The organism is Cryobacterium melibiosiphilum, assembly GCF_003602235.1.
In the GTDB taxonomy this organism is placed as follows: domain Bacteria; phylum Actinomycetota; class Actinomycetes; order Actinomycetales; family Microbacteriaceae; genus Cryobacterium; species Cryobacterium melibiosiphilum.
In genome coordinates this window covers 195,977-209,930 of sequence record NZ_QZVS01000097.1, presented here as the reverse complement: position 1 = coordinate 209,930, position 13,954 = coordinate 195,977, and the positions used below count along the sequence as shown (strand labels likewise).

General features: G+C 68.9%; 12 protein-coding genes. 11 read left to right on the top strand and 1 reads right to left on the bottom strand.

Annotation, left to right across the window (positions count from 1 at the left end; all coding sequences use genetic code 11):
• Positions 1–32: 32 nt before the first annotated feature.
• The 10 genes from D6T64_RS21480 to D6T64_RS21435 all read left to right on the top strand — a co-directional run bounded on the left by D6T64_RS21480 (position 33) and on the right by D6T64_RS21435 (position 12,276).
• A complete protein-coding gene (locus D6T64_RS21480; RefSeq protein ID WP_119976716.1) occupies positions 33–1,031 on the top strand; it encodes an AAA family ATPase in 999 nt (332 codons plus the stop codon).
• A 49-nt stretch (positions 1,032–1,080) separates the two neighbouring features.
• Positions 1,081–2,490, top strand: coding sequence for a DUF58 domain-containing protein (locus tag D6T64_RS21475; protein WP_119976715.1), 1,410 nt, complete (start codon positions 1,081–1,083; stop codon positions 2,488–2,490).
• 23 nt (positions 2,491–2,513) lie between these two features.
• Entirely contained in the window at positions 2,514–4,955 is a 2,442-nt protein-coding gene (locus D6T64_RS21470; protein WP_119976714.1) for a transglutaminase-like domain-containing protein, read from the top strand.
• Positions 4,956–4,965: 10 nt separating this feature from the next.
• Complete coding sequence (locus tag D6T64_RS21465; RefSeq protein ID WP_158594934.1) at positions 4,966–5,541, top strand: FHA domain-containing protein; 576 nt, start codon at positions 4,966–4,968, stop codon at positions 5,539–5,541.
• Between the two features lie 267 nt (positions 5,542–5,808).
• Positions 5,809–7,323 carry a 3-isopropylmalate dehydratase large subunit gene (gene leuC, locus D6T64_RS21460; protein ID WP_199719256.1) on the top strand — a complete coding sequence of 505 codons (1,515 nt, stop codon included), beginning with the start codon at positions 5,809–5,811 and terminating at the stop codon, positions 7,321–7,323.
• A gap of 2 nt (positions 7,324–7,325) precedes the next feature.
• Positions 7,326–7,946 (top strand): 3-isopropylmalate dehydratase small subunit, encoded by a 621-nt coding sequence (leuD, locus tag D6T64_RS21455; RefSeq protein ID WP_119976711.1) that lies wholly within the window; start codon positions 7,326–7,328, stop codon positions 7,944–7,946.
• 94 nt (positions 7,947–8,040) lie between these two features.
• Positions 8,041–9,363, top strand: a complete 1,323-nt coding sequence (murA, locus tag D6T64_RS21450) for a UDP-N-acetylglucosamine 1-carboxyvinyltransferase (protein WP_199719261.1) — start codon at positions 8,041–8,043, stop codon at positions 9,361–9,363.
• Positions 9,364–9,472: 109 nt separating this feature from the next.
• Positions 9,473–10,150, top strand: coding sequence for a lysophospholipid acyltransferase family protein (locus D6T64_RS21445; protein WP_377010467.1), 678 nt, complete (start codon positions 9,473–9,475; stop codon positions 10,148–10,150).
• Positions 10,140–11,261 (top strand): NAD(P)H-dependent glycerol-3-phosphate dehydrogenase, encoded by a 1,122-nt coding sequence (locus D6T64_RS21440; RefSeq protein WP_233551493.1) that lies wholly within the window; start codon positions 10,140–10,142, stop codon positions 11,259–11,261. The genes D6T64_RS21445 and D6T64_RS21440 overlap by 11 nt, the downstream gene beginning before the upstream one ends.
• Complete coding sequence (locus D6T64_RS21435) at positions 11,170–12,276, top strand: D-alanine--D-alanine ligase family protein (protein WP_119976708.1); 1,107 nt, start codon at positions 11,170–11,172, stop codon at positions 12,274–12,276. The genes D6T64_RS21440 and D6T64_RS21435 overlap by 92 nt, the downstream gene beginning before the upstream one ends.
• A 118-nt stretch (positions 12,277–12,394) precedes the next feature.
• Here D6T64_RS21435 and D6T64_RS21430 read toward each other — a convergent pair whose 3' ends face one another.
• Positions 12,395–12,946 carry a DUF3515 domain-containing protein gene (locus tag D6T64_RS21430; RefSeq protein WP_119976707.1) on the bottom strand — a complete coding sequence of 184 codons (552 nt, stop codon included), beginning with the start codon at positions 12,944–12,946 and terminating at the stop codon, positions 12,395–12,397.
• Positions 12,947–12,969: 23 nt separating this feature from the next.
• Between D6T64_RS21430 and thiL the strand changes: the two genes are divergently transcribed.
• On the top strand, positions 12,970–13,953 hold the full coding sequence (gene thiL, locus D6T64_RS21425) for a thiamine-phosphate kinase (RefSeq protein WP_119976706.1): 984 nt from the start codon (positions 12,970–12,972) through the stop codon (positions 13,951–13,953).
• Position 13,954 lies beyond the last annotated feature (1 nt).

The following is a 13,954-nucleotide window of genomic DNA, read 5'->3' as shown; positions in this document are numbered from 1 at the left end:
ACAGCAACGCACGACCAAACGGAAGCCAGCCAATGCCAGCACCACAGTCAGCCGTCATCCCCACCACCGTCACGCAGGAACAGGCCGACTGGTTCGCCGAAGCGTTCGACAAGCTCGTCGGCAATGTCAACCAGGCGATCCTGGGCAAGGACCCGGTCATCCGGCTCGTCGTCGCCGCCCTGCTCACCAACGGGCACGTGCTGCTCGAGGACTTTCCCGGCACCGGCAAGACCGTGCTCGCGAAGGCCCTCGCCAAGACCCTCGAGGGCTCCAACTCGCGCATCCAGTTCACCCCCGACCTGCTGCCCTCCGACGTGACCGGCGTCACGATCTACGACCAGGGCAAGGGACTCTTCGAGTTTCACAAGGGCCCGATCTTCGCCTCCATCGTGCTCGCCGACGAGATCAACCGGGCCAGCCCGAAGACCCAGTCGGCGCTGCTCGAGGTGATGGAGGAGGGCCGGGTCACCGTCGACGGCGTCAGCCACGAGGTCGGCACCCCGTTCATGGTGATCGCCACCCAGAACCCGGTCGAGCAGGCCGGAACGTACACCTTGCCCGAGGCGCAGCTCGACCGGTTTTTGATCAAGACCTCCCTCGGCTATCCCGACCACGACACCGCGATCACCCTGCTGCTCGACAGCTCCAACCGGGCCCGCGACTCGAAGATCACCCCGATCATCGCGTCGAGTTCGATCAACACGATGGCCGAGCTTGCGGCCTCGGTCTACGTCGACGAGGCCGTGCTCGGTTACCTCAACGAGATCGTCACCCTCACCCGCACCGACGTCTCCTCGACCCTCGGGGTGAGTATGCGCGGCGCACTCGCCCTCGCGCGGGCGTCCAAGACCTGGGCGCTGTCGCAGGGCCGCATCTACGTGACGCCGGACGACATCCGTGAACTGGCCGTACCGGTGCTCGCCCACCGCATCATCGTCGACCCGGAGGCGGATTTCGCCGGGGTCACGGCCGAGGACATCGTCGGGCGCATCCTGGTCGCCGTCTCGCCGCCGGCGTTCCGCGCGGTCTGAGCCCCGACCGCCCACGATCTGAACCTCGAGCCTGAAGAGCACCCGCCCCATGAGCAGCACCCTCCCCAGCACGTTGCCTCCCGATGACCCGACGACCCTGCCCGCCGCTGCGGCCGCCGGGCCCGGGGCATCCACTGCGCCCGGGCGTGCAGGCGGACAGTACGAGGCGAGCGCGCCCGTCGCGGGGCGGTTCGCGCAGGTGCGCTACGCCCTGGCGAGCATCGGCGGCGCCCTGCGCGCCCTGTTCGGCGCTCTGTGGCGGCTGCTACTGGTCGGGCTGCGCGCCGCGGCTCGGTTCGCGCGCCCGGTGACGGATGTTGTGGGCCCGGCCGGCTGGCTGACCCTCGCCGCCGCCGTGGTCGCGTTTTTGATCAGCCGCGTGTTCGGCTGGGTCGAATTCACCTACCTCGCGACGACCCTGCTCGCCGCGCTGCTCGTGGCCGTCGCCTTCATCTTCGGACGCGCAACGTACCAGGTGTCGATCGCCCTCAACCCGCACCGGGTCGTCGCCGGCCAGCGCGCGCTCGGCGAGATGATCGTCACCAACACCGGTGCGAAGGGGCTGCTGCCGGCCCGCATGGAACTGCCCGTCGGCGAGGGCCTCGCCGAATTCGTGATCCCGGGACTGGCCGCCCGCGGCGTGCACGACGAGCTCTTCGCCGTGCCCACCGAGCGTCGCGCGGTCGTCGTGGCCGGTCCGGCCATCTCGGTGCGTGGCGACCAACTCGGCCTGCTGCGCCGCACGGTGCGCTGGACCGACCCGGTCGAACTGTTCGTGCACCCCGTCACCACCCGGCTCGCGTCCTCGGCGGCGGGCCTCGTGCGCGACCTCGAGGGGGAGATCACCAAGAAGATCACCAACAGCGACATCTCCTTTCACGCGTTGCGGGCGTACGTGCCCGGCGACGCGTTGCGCAACGTGCACTGGCGCACCTCGGCGCGCACCGGCCAGCTCATGGTGCGGCAGTTCGAGGAGACCCGCCGCTCGCAGCTGACGATCATCCACACCGTCGAGAGCGTCGCCTACGCCTCCGATGAGGAATTCGAACTCGGCGTCTCGGTGATGGCCTCGCTCGCGCTGCAGGTGATTCGGGAGAAGACCAACATGAGCGTCGTCACCGAAGAACGCCAGCTCGTCACCGGCACCCCGCTGACCCTGCTCGACGATTCCTCGCGCATCAACCCCGTCGACGCCCGCTACCCGACGCTGCGGGATTTCGCCCGCGACGCCACCCGGCGCCTGCCCGCCCCGAGCGTCGTGATGATCATCGCCGGCTCCCAGACCGAACTGCTGCAGTACCGCACGGTGCAGGCCCTGTTCGGCCCCGACACCAAAACGCTCGCCTTTCGTATTGAGGCTGGGGCGCCGTCACGGCTGTCGAAGGTGAGCGGCCTGACCGTGATCACCCTCGGGCAGCTCGCTGACCTGCCCTCGATCCTGAGACGGGCCAACGGATGAGCCGTTCGACTCCCGCTGCCCGTGTGACTGCTGAGGCACCCCGCGCCTTTCCGACCCAGTCGTGGATCGACGTCGCCGTCATCGGCGTGCTCAGCCTGCTCGGCATCCTCGGTCTCGAAACCTCCTTCGGCGACTACAACTTTCTGCTCGCCGGCCTCGGCGGCCTGCTCGTGGGCACGGCCGTTGCCATCATCGGCTTTCGGCTGCGCCTCGGCGTCCTGACCGCCGTCTTGGCCGGCATCCTCGCCTATTTCCTGCTCGGTACCCCGTTCACGATGCCCGCGCAGGGCCTGCTCGTGGTGCTGCCGAGCCTCGAATCCACGGCTGGCCTCGCCCTCGGGGCGGTGTTCGGCTGGGCCGACATCGTCACCCTCGGCACCCCGGTCGAGGCGCCGTACTACATGCCGGTGCTGCCGTACTTCGCCGCCTGGCTCGTCGCCCTCGTCAGCACGATGCTCGCGAGCCGCTGGCTGCCCGGCCGCCGCCGCACGGTCTGGCGCACGAGCCTGCTGTTGATCGGCCCCGTGCTGCTGTATCTGGCCGGCATCCTCATGGGTACCGACGAGGCCTACTACGCTGCCCTTCGCGGGGTGGCATTTGCCGTCATCGCGCTGGTGTGGATCGGCTGGCGGCGCTCCGGCAGCGGCCTGGCCGCGGCATCCGCTGCCTCGATCGGTGGGGCAGCGGATGCCCCGCGCGTCGACCGGGTCGGCAGCGGTCGGCTGCTGCGCCGCAAACTGCTCGGCACCGTGACCCTCGTCGTCGGCGCCGTGCTCGTCGGCTCGCTCGCCGGCGCCGCACTCACGCCCCCGCCGGACAACCGGTTCGTGCTGCGCGACGAGATCGAGCCGCCGTTCGACCCGCTGCAGTTCGCGAGCCCGCTCGCCGGCTTCCGCATGTACACCAAGACCCTCGCCGACACCCCGCTGTTCACCGTCGAGGGCCTCGAGGCCGGGGACCTGCTGCGCCTGGCAAGCATGGACTCCTACGACGGCAAGCTCTGGAACGTCGCCGGGTCGAGCGGTTCCAGCGGCCCGGGCGGCTCGGGGAGCTTCCGCCTCGTCGGCCGCACTATCCCGGAGCCCGTGCTGGCGACATCCGTTCAGAATGCCGAGGTGACCCTCACGGCGACGGGCTACGACGACGTCTGGCTGCCCGGCATCGGCTATCCGCACACCGTCGACTTCGATGACGCCGACAGCCGGGCCCTGGCCGAAAACCTGCGCTACAACGCCTCGAGCGGTACCGCCGTGTTCACGAGCGGGGTGCAGCCGGGCTACGAGTACACGATCGACGCCGAACTGCAGCAGACCTACCGCGACGAAGACCTCGAAGGCGTGCCCGTCGCCCAGCTCACCCTGCCGACGGTGCAGAACATTCCCGACGTCGTGGTCGCCAAGGCCGACGAGTACGTCGGCACGACCGAAACGCCGATCGACCAGCTGCGCGCCATCGAACAGGCTCTGAAAACGCAGGGATTCCTCAGTCATGGGCTCGCCTCCGACGGGGCTCCCTCGCGCGCGGGCCACGGCGCCGACCGCATCGACGAACTCTTCACCCGCAGCCAGATGCTCGGCGACCAGGAACAGTACGCCTCGGCGATGGCGCTCATGGCTCGCAGCCTGAACTACCCCGCCCGCGTCGTGATGGGCTTCGCACCCGAGGTGCCCGAAGGCAGCGCCAGTGTGGAGGTCACCGGCACCAACGTCACGGCGTGGGTCGAGGTCGCCTTCGAGGGCATCGGCTGGATCCCGTTCTTCCCGACCCCCGACCAGACCGACGTTCCGCAGGACCAGACCCCGAAACCGAAGACCGAACCGCAACCGCAGGTACGCCAGCCCCCGCGCGCCGACAATGAAGCGGATGACCTGCTCACCGCCGTCGAGATCGACGACAGCACCGAAGATGAGCAGGATCAGGGCTTCGAACTGCCCGCCTGGGCCTGGGCCGTGATCTTCGGCGCCGGAATTCCCCTGCTCGCCTTCTTCGGGCCCCTGCTCGTGATCGCCGCGCTCAAGGCCCGACGGCGCCGGCGCCGGCGCACCCTCGGGGCCGGCGACCGACGCGTTGCCGGAGCCTGGGAGGAACTGACCGACGGCTACGGGGAGCTCGGCTTCGAGGTGCCCGCGCGGTTGTCGCGCCGCCAGATCGCCGAGCAGCTCGACGCCCAGTCGGCCGCACAGCCGGCCGGGACCCGCACGGCGCTGCTCGACCCACCCGCAGCACCGACTGCCGGCCCGCCGAACATTGGGCTGAGCGCGCTGGCGCGGTCGGTGGACCGGGCCGTCTTCAACGGCCAAGCCGTTGACGATGCCGCTGTCACCCGGCACTGGACCGAGGCTCTCGCCTCCCTCGCGGCGGTGCGCGCCTCGGCCGGTTGGGCCCGTCGTCTGGTCGCGAGGTTCCGCATCCGTTCGACCCGTTCGCCACGCACCGGCCGACCGAATCGACGAGGAAAGGCATAGGGTTTTTTCCGTGAGCACATCAGGCTTCATCGTTCCGCCGCCGGGATTGTTTCCCGCGACGTCACCGGCCCCGGCGCTGGCAGCGCCCGTCATCGACGGGGCGCCGCCGGCTGCGCCTTCCCGAGCTGCGCCTTCCCGAGCTGCGCCTTCCCGAGCTGCGCCGACGACCGCCGAGCCGACCGCGCCCGTCGCCATCCCCAGTTTTCGGTCGGTGCCGCTCGGCTCGAGTGCGCCGCGGGCTGCGGCCTGGCACCTCGATTGCGCCGACGGCCAGAGCGTCTCCGTGACCGGCGTGGTGCTGCTCGGGCGTCAGCCCGCGGCCGACCCCACGCGGCCGGGTGCGCGCCTGGTCGCGGTAGCGGATGCCGCCACGAGCGTCTCGAAGACCCACGCCGTCGTCGAGGTGGATCGCGCTGCGGGCCTGCCGGATACCCTCTGGGTCACCGACCTGCACTCCACCAACGGGGTCATGGTCACCGCCGCCGACGGCACCCAGTTCGACCTCGCCCCCGGTGGTCGCGCGCCGCTCACCCCGGGAGCGCAACTGTTCCTCGGCGAGTTCCTGATCGACATCCGCTACGCCTAACCCCCCTCCCCGGGCCCCTTCTTTCCGCGAGTGAGCAGTTTTTGCACTTCCCGGGCCCGGGAAGTGCAAAAACTGCTCACTCGCGTGAACAACGGGGGCGAACGCGGGCGAGTGGGCAGTCTTGCGCAGACCTGTTAAGCTGTCGACGTGCTGTTCGGTCAACTTCTTCTTCCGTGCCGCGACGAGGCTCAGACTCTCTAAGCCCTTCTCGTCGCGGAGTTCGTCGTTGGCTGACCACCAAATCTTGAGGAAGACGGACAATCACAGATGCCTAGTTCTACGAGCACCACAGCTTCTACGAGCACCACAGTTTCTACGAGCACCGTGCCACGCACCCTGGCTGAGAAGGTCTGGGCCAAGCACCTCGTCGCCAAGGGCGAAGACGGTGCGCCCGACCTGATCTACATCGACCTGCACCTGCTGCACGAGGTCACGAGCCCGCAGGCCTTCGACGGCCTGAAGCTCGCCGGTCGGCCGCTGCGCCGCCCCGACCTCACCATCGCGACGGAAGACCACAACACCCCGACCCTCGCGATCGACAAGCCGATCAAGGATGTCACCAGCCGCACGCAGATTGAAACCCTGCGCCGCAACTGTGAAGAGTTCGGGGTGCGCCTGCACTCCCTCGGCGACATCGAGCAGGGCATCGTGCACGTCGTCGGCCCGCAGCTCGGCCTCACCCAGCCCGGAATCACCGTCGTCTGCGGCGACTCCCACACCTCCACGCACGGCGCCTTCGGAGCCATGGCGCTCGGCATTGGCACGAGCGAGGTCGAGCACGTGATGGCGACGCAGACGTTGCCGCTCAACCCGTTCAAGACGATGGCGATCACCGTCAACGGAACCCTGCGCCCGGGGGTGACGTCGAAGGACATCATCCTCGCCGTGATTGCCCGCATCGGAACCGGCGGCGGCCAGGGCTACGTTCTCGAATACCGGGGCAGCGCCATCCGCTCACTGTCGATGGAAGCCCGCATGACGATCTGCAACATGTCGATCGAGGCCGGTGCCCGCGCCGGCATGGTCGCCCCCGACCAGACCACATACGACTACCTCGAGGGTCGCGCCCATGCACCCGAGGGCCAGGACTGGCTCGACGCGGTCGCGTACTGGGACACCCTTGCGACCGACGAGGGCGCCGTTTTCGACGCCGAGGTCATCGTCGACGCCGACGAGCTCGAGCCGTTCGTGACCTGGGGCACGAACCCCGGCCAGGGTGTATCCCTGAGCGGCAGCGTGCCCGACCCGGCCCTGATCGACGACGCCAACGAGCGGTCCGCCGCAGAGCGCGCCCTCGAGTACATGGACCTCACCGCGGGAACGCCGATGAAGGACATCCGGGTCGATACCGTGTTCCTCGGCTCCTGCACCAACAGCCGGGTCGAAGACCTGCGTGCCGCCGCCGAGATCGTCAAGGGTAAGACCAAGGCGGACAACGTTCGGATGCTTGTGGTGCCCGGTTCCGCCCGCGTGCGCATCGAAGCCGAGGCCGAGGGGCTTGACAAGATCTTCCTCGACTTCGGCGCCGAATGGCGCTTCGCCGGCTGCTCGATGTGCCTCGGCATGAACCCCGACCAGCTCGAGCCGGGGGAGCGCTGCGCGTCCACCAGCAACCGCAACTTCGAGGGCCGGCAGGGCAAGGGCGGGCGCACCCACCTGGTGTCGCCGCTCGTCGCGGCGGCCACCGCCATCCGCGGCACGCTCTCGAGCCCGTGGGATCTCGAACAGGCGACCCCCACCAATCAAGCCGGCGTCGCCAGCACCTCGAACGGAGCCAACTAATCATGGACAAGTTCACGACCGTCACCGGCATCGGCGTTCCGCTGCGCCGCTCCAACGTTGACACCGACCAGATCATCCCCGCCGTCTACCTCAAGCGGGTCACCCGCACCGGGTTCGAAGACGCCCTGTTTGCGGCCTGGCGCGCCGACCCCGAGTTCGTGCTCAACCAGAAGGCCTACCAGGGCGGCCGGGTGCTGATCGCGGGCGCCGATTTCGGTGTCGGGTCGAGCCGTGAGCACGCCGTCTGGGCGCTGCGCGACTTCGGTTTCGACGTGGTGTTGAGCCCCCGGTTCGGCGATATCTTCAAGGGAAACTCCGGCAAGCAGGGGCTGTTGGCTGGAACGATCACCGACGAGGCGGCCGAGCAGCTGTGGGCGATCACCGAGGCGGATCCCGGCATCGAAATCACCGTCGACCTGGTTGAAAGACACGCCCGTGTCGGTGACCTGACAGTGCCTTTCGAGATCGATGATTACACTAGGTGGCGGTTGCTCGAAGGTCTCGACGATATCGGCCTGACCCTGCGTGAAGAAGCGCGGATAGCAGAATTCGAAGCGACGCGGGAAGCTTTTCTTCCCCGCACTCTCCCGGCACGAACCGCACCGGAACGAACCACAAGGTAGGTAATTTGTGAGCACAGTACTTGATGAAGCACGGGCTGCCCGTGAGGATGCCCTGCACCGCGCCAGCGCGGCGAACCACGGCGCAGCCGTGGGCATGAACGTGGACAAGGTCACCATCCGTGGTGGCCGGCCACTCGTCGGCCGCATTGAGGTCAAGGGCGCCAAAAACCTGGTGACCAAGGCCATGGTCGCCGCGCTGCTCGGGGAAACTCCCAGCCTTCTCAAGGATGTGCCCAACATCAGCGACGTGCGCATCGTGCGCGGCCTGCTCGAGGTGCACGGGGTCAAGGTCACCGAGGGCGACGAGCCCGGCGACATGATCCTCGACCCCGTGGACGTCGAGAGCGCGCACTTCGCCGCGATCGACGCCCACGCCGGGTCGAGTCGCATCCCGATCCTGTTCTGCGGCCCCTTGCTGCACCGCCTCGGCGAGGCGTTCATTCCCGACCTCGGCGGATGCCGCATCGGCGACCGTCCGATCGACTTCCACCTCGAGGTGCTGCGCAAATTCGGTGCCGTCGTCGAGAAGCAGCCCAACGGCATCCGCATGTCCGCGCCGAACGGCCTCAAGGGCGCCAAGCTCGAGCTGCCCTACCCGAGCGTCGGAGCGACCGAGCAGGTACTGCTGACGGCGGTACGTGCCGACGGCATCACCGAACTCAAGAACGCCGCGATCGAGCCCGAGATCATGGATCTCATCCACATCCTGCAGAAGATGGGCGCCATCATCACGGTCGACACCGACCGCGTGATCCGCATCGAGGGCGTCGACCGCCTCGAGGGCTACACCCACCGCGCCCTGTTCGACCGCAACGAGGCCGCCTCCTGGGCCGCTGCAGCCCTCGCCACCCAGGGCGACATCTTCGTCGGCGGCGCCCGCCAGCCCGAGATGCTCACGTTCCTCAACGTGTTCCGCAAGGTCGGTGGCGCCTTCGACATCCACGACGACGGCATCCGCTTCTATCACCCGGGCGGCGACCTCAAGCCCGTCATCATCGAGACGGATGTCCACCCCGGTTTCATGACGGACTGGCAGCAGCCGCTCGTCATCGCCCTGACCCAGGCGCACGGCACCTCGATCGTGCACGAGACCGTCTACGAGCAGCGCTTCGGCTTTGTCGACGCCCTGGTCAAGATGGGCGCGACCATCCAGATCCACCGTGAATGCCTCGGCGGCCACCCGTGCCGATTCGGCCAGCGCAACTTCAACCACTCGGCCGTCATCACCGGGCCGACGAAGCTGTATGGCGCCGACATCGAGGTTCCCGACCTGCGCGGCGGCTTCAGCCACCTCATCGCGGCGCTCACCGCCGAGGGCTCCTCGACCGTCAGCAACGTGGGCATCATCAGCCGGGGGTATGAGAACTTCATCACCAAGCTGCGGCTGTTGGGGGCGGATTTCGATCTCGAAGGATAGCCCCACCGCCGGCGGCGCCCAGGTGCCGCCGGCGCGGACCGCTCGGGTCCGATCCGAGAAGAGCAAGCCCTCGATCTTCTGGATCCTCGGCGCCCTCGTTCTGCCCGGCATGAACATGGCCGTGAAGTTCACGATCATCGACGGCCACAAGATGCCGCGGCAGGGTGCGCTCGTGTTCGCGCCGAACCACTACAGCGAGATCGACCCGATCGTCATGGGTGTCGTCGCCTGGAAGCTCGGCCGCCTGCCACGGTTCCTTGCCAAGGCCTCGCTGTTCAAGATTCCCGTAGCCGGCTGGCTGCTGGCCAAGTCCGGCCAGGTTCCCGTGCAGCGCGGCGGATCGGTGCGCGGCAGCCAGCCCGTCGCGGCCGCCCGCAAGCTCGTCGAACTCGGCCAGATGGTCGTGGTCTACCCGGAGGGTTCGCTCACCCGCGACCCCGACATGTGGCCGATGCGCGGCAAGACCGGTGCCGTGCGCATCGCACTCGAGCAGGGCATCCCCGTCATCCCGGCGGCGCACTGGGGAACCCAGGCGCTCATGCCGCGTTACTCCAAGAAGCTGCGCCTGTTTCCCCGCAAGACCATCACCGTGAAGATCGGCGACCCCGTCGACCTGTCCCGGTTCAGCGAACGCAGCCTCGACACAGCCACCCTCAACGAAGCCACCGCGGTGGTGATGGATGCCATCACCCGCCTGCTCGAAGACCTGCGCGGTGAGAAGGCGCCCGAAAAACGCTGGAATCCCAGCGAGCACGACCAGAAAGAGACCGGCCGTTTTGAAGCCTAAGATCCACCCCGGAACCCGCGTCGCCGTACTCGGCGCCGGAAGCTGGGGAACCACCTTCTCGAAGATCCTCGTGGACGGCGGCGCCGACGTCGTGCTCTGGGCCCGCCGCCCCGAACTGGCACGCGAGATCCATGAGGCGCGTCGCAACAGCGATTACCTCAGCGGCATCAACCTGCCCGTCGGGCTGCGCGCGACTCCCGACCTGCAGAAAGCCCTCGCCGGAGCCAAGGTCGTGTTCATCTCGGTGCCGAGCCAGACCCTGCGCGACAACCTCGTGCTGATGGAACCGTTCCTCGAGCCCGGCGTGATTCTCGTCTCGCTCATGAAGGGCGTCGAACGCTCCACCGGCATGCGCATGAGCGAGGTCATCGCGGAGACCCTGCCGATCGCCCCGGAGCACATCGCCGCGATCAGCGGCCCGAACCTCGCCCTGGAAATCGCCCGCGAACAGCCCACGGCCGCCGTCGTCTCGTCACTGAGCATGGAGACCGCGCACATCGTGGCCAAGCTCGCCACGAACCGCTACTTTCGCTCCTACGTCAACACCGATGTCATCGGCACCGAGTTCGGCGGCGTGCTCAAGAACCTGATTGCCGTGGCGATCGGCATCGTCGACGGTGTCGGCTACGGCGAGAACACGAAGGCGTCGATCATCACCCGCGGCCTCGTCGAGATGACCGACTTCGCCGTCGCCTATGGCGCCCAGCCGGAGACCCTGTCGGGCCTCGCCGGCCTCGGCGACTTGATCGCCACCTGCACCTCGCCGCTGTCGCGCAACAACACGGCGGGACGCCTGCTCGGCCAGGGCTACAGCATCCACGACGTCGTGAAGCAGATGCAGCAGACCACGGAGGGGCTGGCATCCGTCGGCCCGATCCTGGACCTCGCCCGCGCCAAGGGCGTCGACATGCCCATCGTCGAGCAGGTACGCCAGGTGCTCGACGGCACACTCAACCCGCGGGACATCGCCCCGCACCTCACCACCGAGTCCAGCGAACCGCAGGGCGAAAGGAACATTGATGACTCTCACGGTGGTACTGCTTTTTGGCGGTCGGTCAAGCGAACACTCGATCAGCTGCGCCACGGCGGGCGGGGTTCTCGCCGCGATTGACCGCGAGCGTTACACCGTCATCCCGGTCGGCATCACGCGGGAGGGCGCGTTCGTGCTCGAAGACGACGACCCGGCGAAGTTCGTGCTGCACCCGGACGCCCACGCCGACGACCTTCCCGTCGTCGTGGACAACGGCACGCGGGTGCGCTGGCCGGACAGCACCGGCAGCCGTGAGCTGACGGTCGTCGAGAACGGTGTGGAGCGCAGCCTCGGCAGCGCCGACCTCGTGTTTCCGATCCTGCACGGGCCGTTCGGTGAGGACGGCACCATCCAGGGCCTGCTCGAACTCGTCGGCCTGCCCTTCGTGGGCTCGGGCGTGCTCGCCTCGGCACTCGGCATGGACAAGCACTTCACCAAGACCGTTTTTCAGCAGGCCGGCCTGCCGATCGCGCCGTGGCAGACCGTCACGGCGGAGGGCTGGGCCGCCGACACCGCTCCGGCCTACGCCGCCCTCGACCGGCTCGGCCTGCCCGCTTTCGTCAAGCCCGCCCGGGCCGGCTCGAGCGTCGGCGTCAGCCGGGTCTCCACCCCCGCCCAGTTAGCGGATGCCATGGAGCTCGCCCTGCGCGAAGACTCCAAGGTGCTCATCGAGTCCGGCCTGATCGGCCGGGAACTCGAGGTCGCGGTGCTGCAGGGGCGCCCGGGGGAGCCGAGTCGGGCATCCGTCGCCGGCGAAGTGATCGTCACCGGCCGCGAGTTCTACGACTTCGACGCGAAGTACCTCGGCGCCGGGGGAGTGGAACTGGTGTGCCCGGCACCGCTTGACGCGGCGGAACTCGCCGAGATGCAGCGCCTGGCGCTGGCCGCGTTCGACGCGATCTCCGGAGCCGGGCTCGCCCGGGTGGACTTCTTTCTGACCGCGGAAGGCTGGGTGATCAACGAGATCAACACGATGCCCGGCTTCACGGCGATCTCGATGTTCCCGAGCTGCTGGCTCGCGAGCGGCTACACGTATCCCGAGCTGATCGACGAGCTCATCGACGTGGCGCTGTCCCACGCCGAGCGCCGCGGCTAGCTTCACTCTGCGGGTGCGCGAATGGCCCCTTGAATCGAGTTCAAGGGGCCATCTGCGCCCACTCGCGGAGCATGGGGCCAATTGCGCCCACTCGCGCACGGGGAGGTGCCGGGCAGGCTCAGGACTCGGGGATGTCGAGGTCTTCGGCGCCGAGGCAGCCGTTGGTGGCGGGAATGAACTCCATCGCGGGGGACAGGTCGACGAGTGCCGTCGAGCCGGCGACCCGGTCGGAGTCGATGACGATCTCGGTTGCCGGCTCTCGGCCGTAGCTCGTGAACCGGTAGAGCGGCGCTTCGGAGTCGTCTTCGATCCAGTCGATGCCGTTGATGGTGACGCACGGCAGCGTCGTGGGGCCGGGAACGTCGACGCCGCAGTGCAGCAAAATCGCGGCCGGGTCGCCCCAGGCGCCGGTCGCCTGTGCGTTCGTCTCACGGCTGGGCTGGTCGGCGACCGTGTCGGGCAGCCGCACGATGAGGTCGGCGCAGCCCGGGTTCTCGGCGTCGGCCGCGGGGTCGAGCGGCACCGACGGGGTGCATCCGGTCAGCAGCGCCACACCGGCGAGCACGAGTGCCGCCGCACCGACGCTGCGAGCGCGGCCCGTTCGGGCGCGGCGGCCACTGCGCGAGCGGGAAAGCGGATGGCGCGGTGCGGGTGAAGAAGAAGGGGTCACGGATTCAGGTTACCGTTTGAAGCATGACGACTTCCGCAGAGACCCTGGCCGACCTGAGCGAGGGCGCGGTGCTGGAGCGGATATTTCCGCGGCTGCCGACATCCGCTGCCCAGCTGCTCGGGCCGGGCGATGACGCGGCCGTCATCCGCGCCCCCGACGGGCGTTTCGTCGTGACGACGGACATGATGATCCAGGGGCCGGACTTTCGCCTCGCCTGGTCGACCCCGTTCGATCTCGGCTGGAAGGCCGCGGCGACGAACCTGTCCGATGTGGCCGCGATGGGGGCCGTGCCGACCGCGCTCGTGCTCGCGATCGCGGCACCGCCGTCGACAGCGGTGTCGGTGCTCGAGGGCATCGCCGACGGTCTGCGGGCCTGCTGCGCCGCGCTGGCTCCCGGATGTGGCGTGGTCGGCGGTGACCTGTCGGCCTCCGACGCCCTCACCCTCGCTGTCACGGCCTTCGGGGACTTGGAGGGCCGTGCGCCCGTGCTGCGCTCCGGCGCGCGCCCCGGGGACGTCGTGGCGCTGGCCGGCACCCTCGGTGACGCCGGCGAGGGGCTCGCGCTGCTGTTCCGATACGGTGTCGACGACGCGGGCACCCCGGATGCCGGCCGGGCAGACCTGCTGAAGGCGGAGCATCCGCGGGCCGTCGCCGCCCAACTGCGCCCCAAGCCGCCGATCGACCGCGGCCCGGCCGCCGCCCTCGGCGGGGCCACCGCGATGCTCGACGTCTCCGACGGGCTCGCGATCGACGCCGGCCGCATCGCCCGAGCGAGCGGGGTCGGCCTCAACTTCTTCTCGAAGGACCTCGGCGACTCGCCCGAACGCGCCCTCGGCGGCGGCGAAGACCACGGCCTGCTCGCGACGTTTCCGCCCGGCGCGCCCTTGCCGGCCGGTTTTCGCCCGCTCGGCACGGTGACCGCGGATGCCGGCGCCGTGCTCCTCGACGGCGTGCCGCACGAGCAGGGTGGCTGGGACCCCTACCGCGGCTGGGACGGCGCCGCCTGAT

Coding starts and splice junctions, on each gene's coding strand:
- D6T64_RS21480 (WP_119976716.1), top strand. CDS start 33: ATGCCAGCACCACAGTCAGCCGTCATCCCCACCACCGTCACGCAGGAA.
- D6T64_RS21475 (WP_119976715.1), top strand. CDS start 1,081: ATGAGCAGCACCCTCCCCAGCACGTTGCCTCCCGATGACCCGACGACC.
- leuC (WP_199719256.1), top strand. CDS start 5,809: ATGCCTAGTTCTACGAGCACCACAGCTTCTACGAGCACCACAGTTTCT.
- leuD (WP_119976711.1), top strand. CDS start 7,326: ATGGACAAGTTCACGACCGTCACCGGCATCGGCGTTCCGCTGCGCCGC.
- murA (WP_199719261.1), top strand. CDS start 8,041: ATGAACGTGGACAAGGTCACCATCCGTGGTGGCCGGCCACTCGTCGGC.
- D6T64_RS21445 (WP_377010467.1), top strand. CDS start 9,473: ATGAACATGGCCGTGAAGTTCACGATCATCGACGGCCACAAGATGCCG.
- D6T64_RS21435 (WP_119976708.1), top strand. CDS start 11,170: ATGACTCTCACGGTGGTACTGCTTTTTGGCGGTCGGTCAAGCGAACAC.
- thiL (WP_119976706.1), top strand. CDS start 12,970: ATGACGACTTCCGCAGAGACCCTGGCCGACCTGAGCGAGGGCGCGGTG.